A 16,823-nucleotide genomic window follows, 5' to 3' on the forward strand; every position below is an offset into this window, starting at 1 on the left:
TCACAAAGTAATCCCATTCACAGCGGAAAACGTAACCCCTCTGCCCATGCCCACACACGGTGGCATCTTGGACATTTGGGAATAATGATTAATATAATTAAAAAAGATATCGAAGCCTGCCGCACGATTGTATGACCGGTCGCCCGGACGTTTTACGTAACGACTCTCGGTTGGCTTACTAATACCGGAAGGTCCCCGCCGAATGTTTCGAACACCTTCACCTCGTCAGCTTACCGTATAAATACCCGCTTCAAGCTTATTTTGCTCAGCTTTAAGGCAAATCATTTATCACGCAAGCTCTGGCGCTTATCTTGCTAAAATTACCTCTATCCTCGCTTTCCTTCTTGAATCACTTTCCCTATCATATTCATTTTCTACTTTTTTCGCAACCCATTGCTTGAAATAACCCGATAAAATTTCCAAAAACGTACAATGAAGACCCATCAGCTGCAAAGAACTGAGGAGTCTTCGACATCATTTCCTAAAATTAGCCTAGCTCGCTTTTCACTACTTCTACGATTTGAGCGACATAAGCCTCAACCCGCTCCTTATCCGGCCCTTCAGCCATAACACGTATGAGTGATTCTGTTCCCGATGGACGCACAAGTACACGGCCCTCATCGCCAAGCTCAAGCTCTACACGCTTCACAGCTTCCTCGATCGCTGCGTTACCTTGATACAGGGTCTTGTCTGCTACACGCACATTAACAAGCTGCTGCGGATATTTACGCATAAGACCTTTAAGCTCGCTAAGCTTCTTGCCTGACGAAGCAAGCGTATCAACAAGTTGAAGCGCGGTAAGAATACCATCACCTGTCGTAATATGATCAAGGAAAATAACATGGCCGGATTGCTCACCGCCAAGATTGAAGCCGCCGCGACGCATCTCTTCCATAACATAACGGTCGCCTACTGCTGTTTTAGCTGTTTTCAGACCAATACGCTCTGTTCCTTTGAAAAATCCGATATTTGCCATAACAGTCGTTACGATCGTATCTTCCTTCAATGTGCCTGCGCGCTTCATAGCATCACCGATAATACAAAGAATAAAGTCGCCGTCGACCTCTTCGCCCTTCTCATCGATAGCAATCAAACGATCCGCATCCCCGTCAAAAGAAAGCCCAAGATCAGCGCCATGCTTAAGCACTTGCTCAGTCAAATATTCCGGATGCGTTGAACCGACACCCGCATTAATATTAAGACCGTCTGGCTCTGCTCCAACTGTAATAATATCCGCTCCTAGCTCACGGAATACGGATGGCGCAAGCTCATATGCAGAGCCGTTCGCACAATCCAGAACGATTTTCATACCGCTGAAATCGCCTTTGATCGTCGTTTTCAAATAGTCCAGGTAACGCTGCTTTGCTCCTTTATCACTGGATACCGCACCAATATCTCCACCCTCTGGGCGAGGCAGCTCATCCACTTCAGCATCAATTAATCTCTCGATTTCAAGCTCTGTCTCATCTGATAATTTAAAGCCGTCGCCAGCAAAAAATTTAATGCCGTTATCTTCTACAGGGTTATGTGATGCTGAGATCATAACACCTGCATCCGCGTTCAACTGACGCGTAATGTATGCAACCGCTGGTGTAGAAACAACACCAAGACGTACAACGCTTGCGCCGATAGACAATAAACCAGCAATAAGTGCAGATTCTAGCATTGGACCCGAAATACGAGTATCCAAACCAATAACTACCTTAGGTTTATGTGCATTCCCTGTAAGAACATAGCCGCCGCAACGACCAATTTTGTAAGCCAGCTCAGGTGTAAGCTCACGATTTGCTACACCGCGCACGCCATCAGTACCGAAATATTTCCCCATATTAAATAAGCTCCTTTGTTATATGCTTCGTTTCAAATAAAAGTCATTTTCTAGTGTGTATTTAAGCATTCGTATTTGTTTTGCCTGTTGTGTTATTTCCATTTCCAGAATCAGGAGGAACGACTGGCGGCGGGCTCTCCGTTCCTCCGCCCTCCTGAGGTTGATCAGGATCTGTCGTTGCTGGCTCATCATCTACAATCTCAATAGTCACAGTCAGTGTCTGTCCCTCGCCGAGTACGGTCTGTACATAGGTCGGAACGTCAACCTGCAGCGTAATGGTATGGGTACCTGGTGCCAGGCCCTCAACGTTAGCTATGAGACTGATCTCATCAGCTTTCATGTCCTTTAGCACAGACTCCGCTCCACTGACGGTCAAGCTGAATTTACCGCCATCGGGTTTTTGAATAATGGCTGACAGACCAGTACCGACTCCATTTATCGTCACAGGCAAATCTGTAAATGTACGAGTAATATTAGGGGCTACAACGACATCAATCGACACTTCAGCTGGATCGACAGATTTAATGCCGTCAATTAACTGTGTTTTGACCGATAGCGTCCCCGTCTGCTTCACCTTTGATAGATCCAGCACAATGCCATCATACACTTTCAACCCATCTAATGTCTTCTGATCACCATAAACCGTTACTTGATCGATGGCAGGCTTTGCCGACACCAAACTTAATCCATCCGGAAGACTCCCCGAATAACTAACCTGCAGAGGCAATGTTTTAAAAGGCAATGTTACCTTAACCTCTACCTGCACGGTCTCAGGGGAAACGACTGCATTCGTCATTTCTAAGCCTTCTGTATCATATACGATAACCTTTGTTTTCTTGTTAACGACTGATTTGTCTACTCCCTCAATGTTTACCTCTGCTGATACAAGCCCAACACGATCCATATCATCCTTCGGCAGAGTGACCTTAACCTCATTTGTTGGCGCAATAAGTGTCGGTGTTCCTGCAATGAAGCCTTCAGCAGGCTTTCCTTCTGCTGCAACTTGCAGCTCGAATGATTTCGTTACAATTTCCTCTAACTGAACCTTGACGGTACGTGGAGACATTTGTACGAGCTGAATGCCTTTCGGCAAATCATACGTCAGCGGTAATTCTTGAATGCCTGCTTTTGCACCCTTCAAGTTAACCTTAACGACATAATCATCCGCTGAGGATGCTTTCATCAAATCAGAGAGCCTTCCCTGTACGTCAAGTCTAACGACGGTGGGCTCCATGGCCGTAAGGATATACTTGTCCGTGTCCAAGCCCTCTGTTTTAATAACAGCAGCTTCTATCGTTTTTGTATCAATACTTGATGTTATGGTCTGGGGCGATGATTCCGTATCGATATGTACGACACCCCAGAGCAGCAACGCGAGTACAACTGAAATGATTTTGAGAGCAGTGGGATGACTTAGCCATTTATCCATGACGGCCTCCTTTCCGCTTCCAGAACGAAGATAAGCTTATGCCGGTTTTACTGCGTGCAACCGTCTTCGGCGTAAGCTCGTCGAACAGCTTCGAGATGAGCGACTCCTCATTTATATCACGTACAATCATTCCGCCAAGCGACAATGATATTTGTCCTGTTTCCTCTGATACGGTTACCGACACTGCATCCGTAACTTCACTCACACCTATAGCAGCGCGGTGACGTGTTCCAAGCTCTTTGCTTATAAAAGGATTTTCCGAGAGCGGTAAATAGCAACCAGCCGCCATAATTTGCCCTCCGCGAATAATAACTGCACCATCATGCAGCGGTGTATTCGGCGTGAAAATATTAATAAGCAGCTCCGAAGTTATTTTAGATTCCATACGAATACCAGATTCAACCAACTCATTCAGGCCCGTTGTGCGCTCAAATACGATTAAAGCTCCGATTTTTCGGCTTGCCATGAAACGAACAGCTTTAATTACTCCATCAATTTGCTCACTTACGACGTCTCGATCAAGCGTATAGCCGCGTGAAAAAAGCTTTCCGCGTCCTAGCTGCTCCAATACTCGTCTAAGCTCCGGCTGAAAAATGATAAGCACAGTTACAATTCCGAACGTAAACATCTGATTCATAAGCCATTTCAGCGTATACAAATTGAACCAGGTGCTGATCGCCCATGTTATAACGAGCACAAAAATCCCCTTCATCAGCGCAACTGCACGTGTTCCGCGCACAAGCAAAATCATTTTATAAATGATATAGCTTACTATGCCTACATCTATGATGTCCTTCACCCAGTCATGCCAGGTCAAATCCGAGAAATAACTCATATGCCAACCCCCAACAGCCATTACGCTTTGTTTCTAAAATCGGATTTCAACTTTATTATTTTCTAGATTTGGGATTGGAAATCCTTTTTTTCAAAATAAATTTTAATAAAATTAAAAAACGCCCCCCTGCGTAAGGGAGGCTGTTTGGATTAACGCACGTTGCCGCTAAAAGTTTGCGTTACCTTATACCAAAACCAATCCAACGCTTGATCGATTGTGCGGCTTTGTCCTGCAATATGACCTGTAGAAGCTAGATTTAAGGTACCATCGATAACGGTTACGTTGCCGTCTATCTCACCCTTAACATCTGCTATTCCATTCTCTATAGTCAAATTACCGTGTAAATGCACGCCTTCCGGTACAGTTACGGTCGTTCCCTCTATAATGACGTGCTGAAGATCCTCGCCTTGGCCGGCTACGACCAGCTTGTTGTCCTCTTCCCACATCGTGAAGAAGCTTCCAAGCATAACGAGTACAAATACAGCAGCAGCGGTAACACCCGGGTAACGAAAAATAAACCTAACGACCCCGTTCCGTTGCTTGCTCTTCTGCTTCGGCAACTGTTGCATAATCCTTTGCGTTAATTGCTCTGATGCCTTCTTGTCATAATCCATGGCAGGTTTAACCGCCTCTAAAGTCTGGAACGCCGCAGCGTCCGTCATCTGGAGTTGATCAAACCGACTGCGACAAGCCGGACAGGATAGTAAATGAGTATTTAACGTCAGGATATCTTCACGCGACAGCTCACCGTCCAAATAGTCATGCATCCATACGATGGCGACGTTGCAATTCATAGCAGCCAGTCCTTTCTTTCCATTGCTCGCGCATAAGTTCTATTCTCGCTATTAGGATACGTTGTGCGGGAAGGTATGTTTCACTTTTTTTAAAAATATAAGACATAATTGTTTTTTCTCCTGTTATTATGCTTATATTCCTCTAGATACGAGTTCCTCCCCTTACTATTCGTCGCAAATTCTATAATTTGTGCTCTAGCTTCTTACGGAGAAACTCCCGTCCCCGATGCACGCGTGTTTTAATAGTCGTTACAGGCATGTCCAGTACATCGCCGATCTCTTGAAGAGATAGGTCCTGCATATATCGAAGCATCATTACCGTCTTGTACTTCGGTGGCAGCGATGCAATTGCCCCATGAATAATTCTTTGCGTATCAGATAGCAGCAGCTCCGATTCCGGTGTGCGATTATCACTTGGAATCATGGAATATCCGTCTAACCCTTCATGCTCTGTTGATTCCGCATCAAGGGAATAGGTTGGCTTGCGCTTTCTCAGTCGATCGATACATAGATTTGTTGCTATTCGGTATATCCATGTCGAAAATTTTAACGTATCATCGTATCGATCCAAGTTTTTGTACACGCGAAGAAACGTATCTTGAACAACATCCTCAGCCTCCTGGCGGCTGTTTAACATACGATACGCCATATGAAAGAGCTTATCTTGATAGAGGTCTACAAGCTCAGCAAATGCCTGCTGATCGCCTTTAAGCGCTAATCGCGCCAGGCGTGCTTCCAATACATTCACCTTAACTCCTCCAAACCTTCCGTTCGTTCAACCGATTGTCTCGCAGTATGTTCCGCTATCATAATTCCGGCTAATATAAGTAAAACTCCGATTACCATTCCCATGCTAAGCTGCTCTCCAATAATAAGCCAAGCACTTATTGCTGCCACAGGCAGCTCCATAGCACCCAGTAAGGAGGCTAGCCCGCTTCCTATCCTTGGAATACCTGCATTAAAGCAAATAGCAGGTACAACGCTGCCCATAAGCGCCAGTATAGCCCCCCAGCCGAGCAACGTCAGCTCATTCTCTCCCGCCCATGCCTTAGAACCGTAGAGCAGAGCGATAACGATAAATCCGAACGTCATCATCATCGCTGATTTCATGACTGGATCATAATCATTTTGCAATCTTCCTGTCAAAAACAAAAACAAGCTATATGTGACCGCTGCTGCTAAGCCATAGCCTATGCCAGCGATATCAATTCCTTTAAAGATATCTTGCTCAAACAATCCAACAGCTAGCAGCGTACCAGCCATTACGATAACAATCGCGACAATTTGCTGCCGCTTTGGCCACCGTCTAAACCATATACACTCTAAAAAAATCGTAATCCACATGAACTGAAAAAGCAAGACTATCGAGAAAGAAGCTTCCAGTCTCTGTAAAGAAAGATTATAAAAAATAGTTGTCATGCACAGACCAAAAATTCCAATTATCGCCAGCATGAACCATTTGCCCCGCTGAAAAGGATTGCGCCATAGCTTCGGACGCAGCAATACAATCAACCACAGCAGCACAACACTAATTCCAACCTGGTGAACGGTAATTTGTTGAAAGCTAAATCCTGCATCATAAGCAAGCTTGATTATAGGTGAAAGAATGCCATAGCTCGCTGCACCAAATAAGACCATGAACACCGCTAACCAATAGCCCGATGCTTGTTTCATTGAAGCCATCCTCCCGATCATACGCAAACCATTCTGACAATTATATACGTTTGGCGCTCTATCAGCAATCGACCTAAGGCTAGTTTCCTATTCGACTTGCGACTGGGATATAAATGATAAAGAGTCAAAAAGAGGCCTTGAAACCGTCATAGGCAGGAAATTCCAGGATAGCGGCGCCTTTGTTCAAAGCACCTTTCTCTTGTCATCACTCACCATGCGGCTTCTAGACCTCTATTGTATCTTTTAAGTATCAGTCAACTATTATTATAAACGATTTGTCTTCAATTGCTCCAGTACCTTCGAAATCGTTGTTGTTGGGATTGCAAAGCCAATACCCTGAGCTTCAGCATTTACTGCTGTATTAATTCCGATGACTTCTCCATTCTCATTGAGAAGCGGACCGCCAGAATTTCCGGGGTTAATGGATGCATCCGTTTGGAGAAGATGCTCGTATTGATGCTCACCCTGCTCATCTGCAATTGTGATTGGACGTTCCTTAGCGCTCAGCACACCCATTGTCAGAGTTTGATCGAAACCGTAAGGGTTGCCAATTGCGATGACCCAATCACCTATATTGGTTTTGTCAGAATCGCCAATCTTTAGCGAAGGGAAGTCTTTGCCGTCAGGACTCTCCACCTTTAGCACAGCTAAGTCTAGGTCATAGCTGGAACCTAATACTTTAGCCACTAGAGGCTCGTCATATCCTTGTACCGTCACCTTAATTTCTTTGCCGTCGGCAATAACATGCTCATTGGTTAGAATATAGCCTTCTTTCTCAAAGAAGAAGCCTGTTCCTGAACCGGACAACACAAGCTCTGTGCTGCCTTGCTCTTGCTGCTGCTCTTGTTGCTGTTGCCCGCTTCCGCCTCTGCCCGATCCATTACCTCCAAAAAATTGACGGAGTGTGGAATCGTCCATTATGCTGCCTCGCTGAGCCGCAGCAGCATAATTTTCTATCTTGACGACCGCTGGACTTGCCGCCTCATATACCGAAGCGATATCTTCACTTGTTGAGAGCGAAGCCGTTGATAAGCCTGCATCTTTTTGTGCGGAACCATTTGTCGTGCTGACACCTGTGCTTGGTTGAGTGCTGCCGCTGAATAGATTATTCTTATCCGCCATGTAGGAGAAGCCGCCGATTACTGTAGCACCTATGAGGAAAGAAGCTAGCAGTGTTCTAGCTGAACCACCAGCGCTCCGTTTTGAACGCTTCCCTCCCCCTAATGATGAGTTCATCATATCAATCTTCAGGCCAAGCTCTTTCTCATAAGAGGATTTTAAATCATCTGTAGATTTACGAGATTCATAAATATAAGTAGTTATCGGAGTCGAGTTTGTTGAACCATTAAGGTTGGTCGTAGAGTTATTATTGTTATCCGCTTCGCGTTTGTTGTCTTCGTTCATGTCTATCATCCTTTCAAGGTAAGTATCTATTTCCTATATACCTATCATGAAGGATGTACCTTAAACCAAACTTAAGCGGGCTATAAAGGAACATAAGAAAAAATGCCAATCATGGATTTAAATCCATGATTGGCATTTCTATAAAGCATAAATCCACTATAAATGGATCAGCCCGTATTTCTAAGACCTGCGGCAATTCCGTTGATGGTAAGAAGCACTTCACGAAGCAGCTCCTGATCATCCCCGTCGTTGTCACGCAATGCGCGAAGCTCGGTCAACAGCTGTACTTGCATGTAGCTGAGCGGATCGACATATGGGTTGCGCAGACGAATAGATTCTTGAATAACTGGAACGTTATCCAAAATCTCCGTTTGGCCTGTAATGCTTAGAATCAGCTCTGAAGTCAGCTTGTATTCCTGCTCTATTTGCACGAAAATACGATCGCGGATTGTTTTATCCTTAATCATATCTGCATATTCTTTGGCAATAACAAGATCCGCTTTGCCTAACGCCATTTGTAGATTATCAATCAATGAGCGGAAGAACGGGAAGTGCTCATACATCGTTTTGAGTGTATCCAGCTTGTTCTCGTCTTCACCAATATATGCTTTGAAAGCAGAACCTGCAGCGTACCAAGCCGGTAGCAAATAGCGGCTTTGCGTCCATGCGAATACCCATGGAATAGCACGCAAATCTTCGAAGCGATCACTGTTTTTCCGTTTTGACGGACGAGAACCAATGTTCAGCTCGCCAACCTCAGGCAACGGTGTCGATTCCTTGAAGTAAGTCAAGAAATCCGGATCACGGAAAATAAGATCCTGATACTTCTCAAGCGCAGTCTCTGAAATCGAACGAGCAATCTCTTCCCATTCTTTCTCTGCGTCATGCTCTTGCTCAGGATATTTTGCAAGCCGTGCTGCAGTGATAAGCGCCGAAGTCGCTTGCTCTAGGCTGCGGTACGCAATACCCTGCATCGAATAGCGAGAGGAAAGCACCTCGCCCTGCTCTGTTATTTTAATGCCTCCACCGATTGTATGCGGCGGCTGCGCAAGAATACTGCGGTTAAGCGGCATTCCGCCGCGGCCAAGTGCTCCGCCACGACCATGGAAAAATTTCATTTTAACATCATATTCATTACCTATCGCAGTAATCTCATTCATAGCTACACGAAGTTCCCAGTTCGCCGTAACCGCTCCGCCGTCTTTGTTGCTGTCGGAATAACCAAGCATAATTTCATGCAGATTGCCTACAGCTTGAACCGCTTGACGATAAATCGGCAACTCGAACAATTCTCTCATGATGCTTGGAGCAGCATGCAGGTCATCAATCGTCTCAAACAATGGCGCCGATTGAAGGGTACAACGAATAGTACCGTCTGACTCCTTGCGGAACAGACCCACTTCCTTCGCGAATACCATAACCTCAAGAATGTCACTTGCAGCTTCCGCCATACTGATTAAGTAACTCGAAATACAGTTCACACCAAATTCTTGTTGTGCATTGTAGATCGTTTGGTACACATTTAAACACTCGCGTGTGGATGCCGTGTAATCCAAGTGACTGGAAGTCAGTGGACGCGGATCATTCAGCAGGCGGTGAAGAAGATCTGTTTTCTCAGCTTCTGAAAGGGAAGCATAATCAGCTACCACATTCATTTTCGCTAAAACTTCTGCCATTGCATTCTCATGCTCTTGACTATGCTGACGAATGTCCAGCGTCATCAAGTGGAAGCCAAACAGCTCAACTTGACGAATAAGCTTAGCCAATGCTGTATCAGCAACATAGTCAGCGAAGTGATTGCGCAAGCTCCGATCGATAACAAGCAGATCTTCACGAAGCTCATTTGGATTGTTATAACGCATAGGTGAACCCTTAAGCGATTCATCGCGTGTATTAGCTAGCTTCTCTAGCATAAAGCCAAGCTTAATACGGTAAGGCTCCTTCGTATTTCTCCACAAATCTACGCATTTCAGTTCAACATGCTGGCGGTCCAAACGAATGGATTCCTCAAGCTCTGCTGACACCTCAATAAGATTTGTGCTGAAGCTGAGCATTTCGACAAGCTCAGTAAGCTTCTCTTCGTATTTGCGAAGCGCTAGTTGACGGTGCAACGTAAGAGCTTCCCAAGTTATGTTAGAGGTAACGGACGGATTTCCGTCACGGTCGCCGCCGATCCATGATCCAAAACGCAAATAATCCGGCACATGCCAGCTCTCGTTTGGATAGTATTTACCCAAGCAGCGCTCAAGCTCTTCATAGACGTTTGGCAATACCTCGAATAATGTTTCATCAAAATAATACAAACCGTTGCGAACCTCATCAATAACGGTTGGCTTGCGGTCGCGCAGCTCATCGGTTTGCCACAAAATAAGAACCTCATTCATGAGTTTCTCACGCAGCTTCTCACGCTCGCGATACGTTAAGGTAGGGTTGTCCAGCTCCATTACATCGCCGGCAATCCGCTTATGAATTTCGAGCACCGCACGACGAGTTGCCTCGGTCGGATGTGCAGTCATAACAAGCTCTAGAGAAATACTGCCCATAATTTCTTGAACGTCTTCAATCGCAATACCGCGTTCTTTCAAATCCTGAACAGCACTTTCGATGGAGCCGCGTTGTACGGATTCGCCGGCTGAAACCTCATAGTCTCTTTTCCGTCTAATCCGGTGATTTTGCTCGGCAATATTAACGAGCTGAAAGTAAATCGCAAACGCCCTAATAACTTGATGACGTATTTCCGGGTTTAGAGAAGACACGTTTTCTTTGAATTGATCGAATAACTCCGGTACAAATTCAGCGCGAAGCGCCTTGCTTTGTTCACGAATGCGCTCTACGATTTCAAGCAGCTCGCGTCCGCCTTGATGAACAAGAACCTCGCCGAGAATATTACCTAGAAAGCGGACATCGCGTCGCAACAGATTATTTGCTTGCGGACGGTTTGTCGTCAAAGTAGATGCAGTTTGATCCGACATACTGTTCCTCCTAAATTTTGCGAAGCAAAAGATCGCTTCGGAAGCATTTGCTTTTGTATTTGCGAAAAATCCGCTTCGAAAGCATTTACTTGATTTTGTGAAGCAAAAAGCCGCTTCAAAAGTTTATACGTATATATGAACGTTTTTTGACTTCTACTATCATACTACAAAAATCTACAGGGTTGAAGCCCCGAAGCCAATCCATATAAAAAACAAAGCAGAGTCTTCCGTTAGGAGAACCCGCTTTGTTATAAAAATATTCAAACTATTCTATACAGGGAAAGGATAAGACAATATGTCAGCGTTTCACGCCCAATATCTTTAAACCCTTGATTTACCTTTTTCATTTGAATCGCATGACTAGTTAAATATGTACCATGTTAATAATCTTGCGGATTATGTAGAATTCAAATTTGAATAAGCTTAAAGAAAAATACAAAAAAAGCCTTGCTGCGCAAGGCTTTCGGGTTTAATTAGTTGGAGCGGGTGATGGGAATCGAACCCACGCTATTAGCTTGGAAGGCTAAAGTTCTACCATTGAACTACACCCGCATAAAAAGTGAAAAGTGGTCGGGACGACACGATTTGAACATGCGACCCCCTGGTCCCAAACCAGGTGCTCTACCAAGCTGAGCTACGTCCCGAGGTGTAAATAAACTGCGTCTGTTGATGGATAATGGCGTGCCCTAAGAGATTCGAACTCCTGGCCTTTTGATTCGTAGTCAAACGCTCTATCCAGCTGAGCTAAGGGCACGTATGTTGGAGCGGAAGACGGGAATCGAACCCGCGACCCTCGCCTTGGCAAGGCGATGCTCTACCGCTGAGCCACTTCCGCATGTCGTTCATGTCAGCCGTTCGTGTGATGCAATGTCGCGGCGACAAGTAATAATATATCACCTCCGAAAATAAAATGCAACTGTTTTTCTAAAAAAGTTTTAAATTATTTTTAAAGGGGGTAAAAAACGTTGATTTTATGCGGAAAACGACATTAAAGTCACTGCTTGACTGCAGGCGATTATGCGCCTGCAGCCGCAAGTGGCTTCAAATATCTCGCATCATTATTGAATTCCATTTTCTCTACGTTTGACTCACTTGCTAACGCATAAGGCAAGCAAAGCGGAACACCCGAACGTGGGTCCGTAACGATGTCTGCTTCAATATTAAATACTTCTCGCAAAATATCAGGTGTCATAACCTCTGTAGGCTGACCCTCGCCAACAACATTGCCTTTCTTAATTGCAATCATATGATGCGCATAACGAGCAGCATGGTTTAAATCATGAACAACCATTACGATCGTACGATTACTGGTTGCGTTCAGTTTTTGCAGCAGCTGCAGCACCTCAAGTTGATGTGCCATGTCTAGGAACGTAGTTGGCTCATCTAGGAACAAAATATCGGTTTCCTGTGCCAAAGCCATCGCGATCCAGGCACGTTGACGCTGACCGCCTGAGAGCTGATCTACCGGACGATCCGCAAAATCAGTCATTCCTGTTGCTTCGATTGCCCACTGAATCATAGCTTTATCTTCCTTGCTAAGCGATCCAAAGCCCTTTTGATAAGGAAAACGTCCGTAGGATACAAGTTCGGAAACTGTAAGTCCGTCTGGCGCAGTAGGGTTTTGCGGCAAAATCGCAAGCTGCTTCGCGACTTCCTTCGTCGATTGCTTATGTATGGACCTGCCGTCCAGAAGTACACTGCCCTCGGAGGGATTCATTATACGAGCCATTGTTTTCAAAATCGTCGATTTCCCTGAACCGTTTGCTCCTACAAGTGCTGTAATTTTACCTTGTGGAATTGCGATATTTAAGTTTTCAACAATTAGACGATCATCATATCCGATATGAAGACCTGAAGTTGTTAGACGAATCATTGATATACACACTCCTTCCGCTGCCGGGGGCAGACACCATCTACATAATGTGATTTATATGGCATTTATTCATTAATAATAATTGATAACGATTATCATTCACATCTTGATGATATTATTTCTCAACAGATATGTCAATGTTTATATATAAGAAAAGCCGCCCAAATGGACGGCCTTCTTATATATTGCAGCTAAATTACCACTTCATCTTAGTTCCGAACACAAGAGCGTTGCTAATTAGCCTGCCGGGTACCGTAATAAGCTTCCCTTGAGCATACATCCCTGAGGATGCGCCCCCGTCCAAATTCATGGCTTGATAAGCCCCAAGCTGAAGCATGATTTGACCCCATTGTTTTATCGTCGCTTTCGGTATCGTTGCGATGATAATGGTTCCATCCTTCTTGACTAAGATCCCACTTCTCGTGGCAGAGTCAGTTAAAATCTTCGAGCTGCTAAAGCCTTCTCCTGCCGGATTGATTGCCAGCTTCCCATCCTTCACGAGCCTAGGACCGACACCAACAGCCGTATGAACACGAGACCAATTAATGGACTGACCATTCAGATTCGTCATTTCTACTTTATAGTCCACGGTTGTGCCCACTTGAAAGCGCGCAGCCAGCTTTTCTTCAGAGCCGGTGAAGACCAGGACATAACCATCAGACGGAATACTGACATTTTCTTTTTTGCTTATTTTTGTGACGACTCCCTTTTGTACGGTAATAGCAGTACCCATTGCGAAACCAATCTTCGCTCCTCGTTTTGGCGTAAACATGATGGCAGATGAGCCCCCAGCTACTGGGGTCCTATTAATAAAATACGCGTACCAGTTATTCGGTGACTTAAAGGAGCCATTTGTTCCGCCTAGTAGTTTAACTCGCAGCGAGTCCATGACAACTGTCCCATCCCATGTAAAACCGATTGCTGTTCCCGTATTACCGATATGCTCAACATTGCCATCCAAAATAACAGTGCCGTATGGCTCCGGTATTCCCCCATATGCCTCAAAATAGGTAGCGTTAATAGCTGCATCAGCGCCATAACTCTTTGCTATATCTCCAAGCGACTGCACCACGCCAACCTTCCGGCTTGCGAGTCCAGCCGTTACAGGCATACCCTTCGGAATGGTGACGGTTTGAACCGTATAAGACTTGCCTGAGACACTTACCTTCATTGACTGTTGCTTCACCTTAAGATTGGAAGCCGAAGCTGTTACCTGTACTGGCAGCTTAAGCTGGCCTTTAAAGCCGCTCGTTGTAACATCCACGATTAAATTGGCTTTACCCGCAGCTACTGGGGTAACCACGCTTTTATCATTGATGCGAACGACTGCTGGATTATCGGAACGGTAGCTTACTGCGACTGGAGCGGACAGCTTCAGCTTGTCCGTGAGCAGGAGCCTCGTGTCCAGCGGCAGCTTAATAGACGCCGCTGCATAAGTGACCGCTACGGGGCGATAAGGCCCCGCTGCGATTAGCTTGTTGGCGGACGTGTAAACAATTCGTCCGCTGCTAAGAGGCGTAACGCCGCTCGCGGGAACCGCGGCGTTGCCGCTATAGGTGTGCGCTATCGACGCGGTTGAGCCGTCGATGGCGTACACAGCGCCGGAACGCGCGCCGGCCAGTACGTGGCCGGCTGTACGGTCCGGCGTCAGCGCAGCGGGGCCAAAGCCTCCAGCCCCGCTTGCGCTGATGCGCCATAGTTCCGCCCCATCACTTAGGCGGAATGCAGCAATGCCTTTGCCGCTCAGCTCAGCGGCAACGACAGCCCCTGCATCCCCGGGCAGAAGCACCGGGGATGTCCACCCGCCTGCGGGCGCTGCCGCAAGCTCGCGATTGAAGCGGACGACTCCGTCCGCTTCATACGCAGCAATTGCTTTGCCCGCAAGCAGCATGACGCCGCCATTGCTCTTGTCGGCGATCAGCTTCGCCCCTCTTAGCGGCTCTTCCATCGCCGCCTGCCACAAAACCGTGCTTCCCTGCACGGCATACAACGTGCCATCGCTGCCCAGAGCATAAGCGCCGCTCTTACCTGCGGCAAGCTCCTTCACGCTAACCCCTTCAGGCAGCAGTGCCGATTGCTTCGCACCTTCTTGGTCCAATGATAGAATGCCATGCTGATAGGCGAAGTAAGGCAATCCATCTCCATCTGTGACTACTGCAGATGGCTGCAAATCTTCTTTTTTACTTTTAAAATAGAAGATGCCTGTTTGCCCGCCATTGCCCTCTTCGTCATATTGGTAGAGTCGAGCGCTCTTTCCAGCGATAAATACTTTTCCACGCCCATTAGTTGCAGGAGCTGACAAGCTTGTATAAGTATTCAATCGTTTCAGCTCTTTGCCCTCGCTATTTAGTACAGAAACCCATCCGTTAGCTGTTGCGGCGAACAGCTTGCCATTGGTAAGCGCAAGTGCTGGGAAAAGTGTCCCTTCCGCTGCAAATCGCCAATATTCAATCTCTGCACCATTATAGGCTGAAGCTTTCGATCCTGTTGGTTGACTATCATTAGCTGCTTCTACAGTAAAATCATCTCTAGAAATCATTGCTCCACTATTACCCGTATAGCTCAACCCAAGAGCTGCTATTAAACAAAAGATCAGCCCTCTTAATCCCCATTTGCCTGCCTGTAATCGCATATTCCCAATCTCCTTCGTTAACAAAGATTCCATATAGTCCCAATGAACTATATCGACAAGACTATCTTCAAAATGAAGGGTATCTCGAACATAGCATACAAGCAAAAAAGGATATGATCACTCTTACTTAACGAGCTAAATATTTTTAATTACAAGCATAAAATAATAATGACCTTTACTCTTCAGTACTCTGCCATTCATCCCTCTAATGGTTAATTACATATATGTTTCATCCTATTGATGAGCTGTATCCATTAATTATTAAGGCCGTTATAGCAAAAAATGTTGAGCTCTAACCCTAAAATAGGGTCAACGCTCAACATTTTCTCTCCATATCGTTATAATCCACTATATATTTCAGCTATTTAAACAGCAAAAAACCCTTGTTCGCCAAGGGTTTAATGATATGGTGCGCGTAGAGGGACTTGAACCCCCACGGTCGCCCGCTAGATCCTAAGTCTAGTGCGTCTGCCAATTCCGCCATACGCGCGCGTGGTACGTAAAACCTATTTAGTTCTTATTGCCTTTGAAGCTTTAAAGAAAATATGGTGCGCGTAGAGGGACTTGAACCCCCACGTCGTGAAACGCCAGATCCTAAGTCTGGTGCGTCTGCCAATTCCGCCATACGCGCGTGGTAAAGAAAAATGGTGAGTCATGTAGGATTCGAACCTACGACACCCTGATTAAAAGTCAGGTGCTCTACCAACTGAGCTAATGACTCATGAAATAAAATGGCTGGGGATTCAGGATTCGAACCTGAGATGACGGAGTCAAAGTCCGTTGCCTTACCGCTTGGCTAAACCCCAGCAGCGATATGGTGGAGGATGACGGGATCGAACCGCCGACCCTCTGCTTGTAAGGCAGATGCTCTCCCAGCTGAGCTAATCCTCCAGGATTGTTGCTTCCCAAAAAGGGAAATTGGTGACCCGTAGGGGAATCGAACCCCTGTTACCTCCGTGAAAGGGAGGTGTCTTAACCGCTTGACCAACGGGCCATACTATTAATTGAAGCTTGTACCACACAGTTGAAAGTAATCTGGAGCTCTCAACCGGATTCGAACCGGTGACCTCATCCTTACCATGGATGCACTCTACCTACTGAGCTATGAGAGCATAATGGCTCCCCGAACAGGACTCGAACCTGTGACAACTCGATTAACAGTCGAGTGCTCTACCAACTGAGCTATCAGGGAACGTTGTGCTTTTGTATTGAAATGTCTTTAGGACAATCAACAACAAAAGAGGTACGGTTGAAAATCAAGGTTTGCGCCTTGAAAACTGGATATGAAAGATAGAGGCTGCTGAAGCCTTAAAGCTACTGTCTGCTGGATGTATGGGTCACAGCAAACCATTTTTAGGATAAGCCCTCGACCGATTAGTATT

The 16,823-nt window shown here is 45.8% G+C and carries 10 protein-coding genes and 12 tRNA genes; all 22 read right to left on the bottom strand.

Features of this window, described 5'->3' with window-relative positions; all coding sequences use genetic code 11:
* Positions 1–487: 487 nt before the first annotated feature.
* Positions 488–1,828 carry a phosphoglucosamine mutase gene (gene glmM / locus AC0YOD_RS22165; RefSeq protein ID WP_475801512.1) on the bottom strand — a complete coding sequence of 447 codons (1,341 nt, stop codon included), beginning with the start codon at positions 1,826–1,828 and terminating at the stop codon, positions 488–490.
* A 61-nt stretch (positions 1,829–1,889) separates the two neighbouring features.
* Positions 1,890–3,257: a CdaR family protein gene (locus AC0YOD_RS22170; RefSeq protein ID WP_475801513.1), complete on the bottom strand. Its 1,368-nt coding sequence runs from the start codon at positions 3,255–3,257 to the stop codon at positions 1,890–1,892.
* Positions 3,250–4,092, bottom strand: coding sequence for a diadenylate cyclase CdaA (gene cdaA / locus AC0YOD_RS22175; RefSeq protein ID WP_475801514.1), 843 nt, complete (start codon positions 4,090–4,092; stop codon positions 3,250–3,252). Before cdaA ends, AC0YOD_RS22170 begins: the two co-directional genes overlap by 8 nt.
* Before the next feature lie 149 nt (positions 4,093–4,241).
* On the bottom strand, positions 4,242–4,886 hold the full coding sequence (locus AC0YOD_RS22180) for a zf-HC2 domain-containing protein (RefSeq protein ID WP_475801515.1): 645 nt from the start codon (positions 4,884–4,886) through the stop codon (positions 4,242–4,244).
* Between the two features lie 181 nt (positions 4,887–5,067).
* The gene (sigW, locus tag AC0YOD_RS22185) at positions 5,068–5,634 is read right to left on the bottom strand and encodes an RNA polymerase sigma factor SigW (RefSeq protein ID WP_475801516.1); all 567 of its coding nucleotides are present in this window, start codon (positions 5,632–5,634) and stop codon (positions 5,068–5,070) included.
* Positions 5,631–6,560, bottom strand: coding sequence for an EamA family transporter (locus AC0YOD_RS22190; RefSeq protein ID WP_475801517.1), 930 nt, complete (start codon positions 6,558–6,560; stop codon positions 5,631–5,633). Before AC0YOD_RS22190 ends, sigW begins: the two co-directional genes overlap by 4 nt.
* Positions 6,561–6,824: 264 nt before the next feature.
* Positions 6,825–7,964 (bottom strand): S1C family serine protease, encoded by a 1,140-nt coding sequence (locus AC0YOD_RS22195; protein ID WP_475801518.1) that lies wholly within the window; start codon positions 7,962–7,964, stop codon positions 6,825–6,827.
* 167 nt (positions 7,965–8,131) lie between these two features.
* Positions 8,132–10,936 carry a phosphoenolpyruvate carboxylase gene (gene ppc / locus AC0YOD_RS22200; RefSeq protein WP_475801519.1) on the bottom strand — a complete coding sequence of 935 codons (2,805 nt, stop codon included), beginning with the start codon at positions 10,934–10,936 and terminating at the stop codon, positions 8,132–8,134.
* Positions 10,937–11,414: 478 nt separating this feature from the next.
* A tRNA-Gly gene (locus tag AC0YOD_RS22205) sits at positions 11,415–11,488 on the bottom strand.
* A gap of 15 nt (positions 11,489–11,503) precedes the next feature.
* Positions 11,504–11,580: transfer RNA gene (locus tag AC0YOD_RS22210), tRNA-Pro, on the bottom strand.
* Between the two features lie 33 nt (positions 11,581–11,613).
* Positions 11,614–11,690 (bottom strand) — tRNA-Arg (locus tag AC0YOD_RS22215).
* A 6-nt stretch (positions 11,691–11,696) separates the two neighbouring features.
* Positions 11,697–11,771 (bottom strand) — tRNA-Gly (locus tag AC0YOD_RS22220).
* Between the two features lie 180 nt (positions 11,772–11,951).
* On the bottom strand, positions 11,952–12,809 hold the full coding sequence (locus AC0YOD_RS22225; protein ID WP_475801520.1) for an ABC transporter ATP-binding protein: 858 nt from the start codon (positions 12,807–12,809) through the stop codon (positions 11,952–11,954).
* 196 nt (positions 12,810–13,005) lie between these two features.
* Positions 13,006–15,441, bottom strand: coding sequence for a phosphodiester glycosidase family protein (locus tag AC0YOD_RS22230; protein ID WP_475801521.1), 2,436 nt, complete (start codon positions 15,439–15,441; stop codon positions 13,006–13,008).
* 407 nt (positions 15,442–15,848) lie between these two features.
* Positions 15,849–15,931: transfer RNA gene (locus AC0YOD_RS22235), tRNA-Leu, on the bottom strand.
* Positions 15,932–15,987: 56 nt separating this feature from the next.
* Positions 15,988–16,072, bottom strand: a tRNA-Leu gene (locus tag AC0YOD_RS22240).
* Between the two features lie 14 nt (positions 16,073–16,086).
* Positions 16,087–16,162: transfer RNA gene (locus AC0YOD_RS22245), tRNA-Lys, on the bottom strand.
* Positions 16,163–16,173: 11 nt separating this feature from the next.
* A tRNA-Gln gene (locus AC0YOD_RS22250) sits at positions 16,174–16,247 on the bottom strand.
* 9 nt (positions 16,248–16,256) lie between these two features.
* Positions 16,257–16,332: transfer RNA gene (locus AC0YOD_RS22255), tRNA-Val, on the bottom strand.
* A 28-nt stretch (positions 16,333–16,360) separates the two neighbouring features.
* Positions 16,361–16,435 (bottom strand) — tRNA-Glu (locus AC0YOD_RS22260).
* A 42-nt stretch (positions 16,436–16,477) separates the two neighbouring features.
* Positions 16,478–16,553: transfer RNA gene (locus AC0YOD_RS22265), tRNA-Thr, on the bottom strand.
* 4 nt (positions 16,554–16,557) lie between these two features.
* Positions 16,558–16,633 (bottom strand) — tRNA-Asn (locus AC0YOD_RS22270).
* Positions 16,634–16,823 lie beyond the last annotated feature (190 nt).

This window comes from Paenibacillus sp. J31P13 (assembly GCF_056269295.1).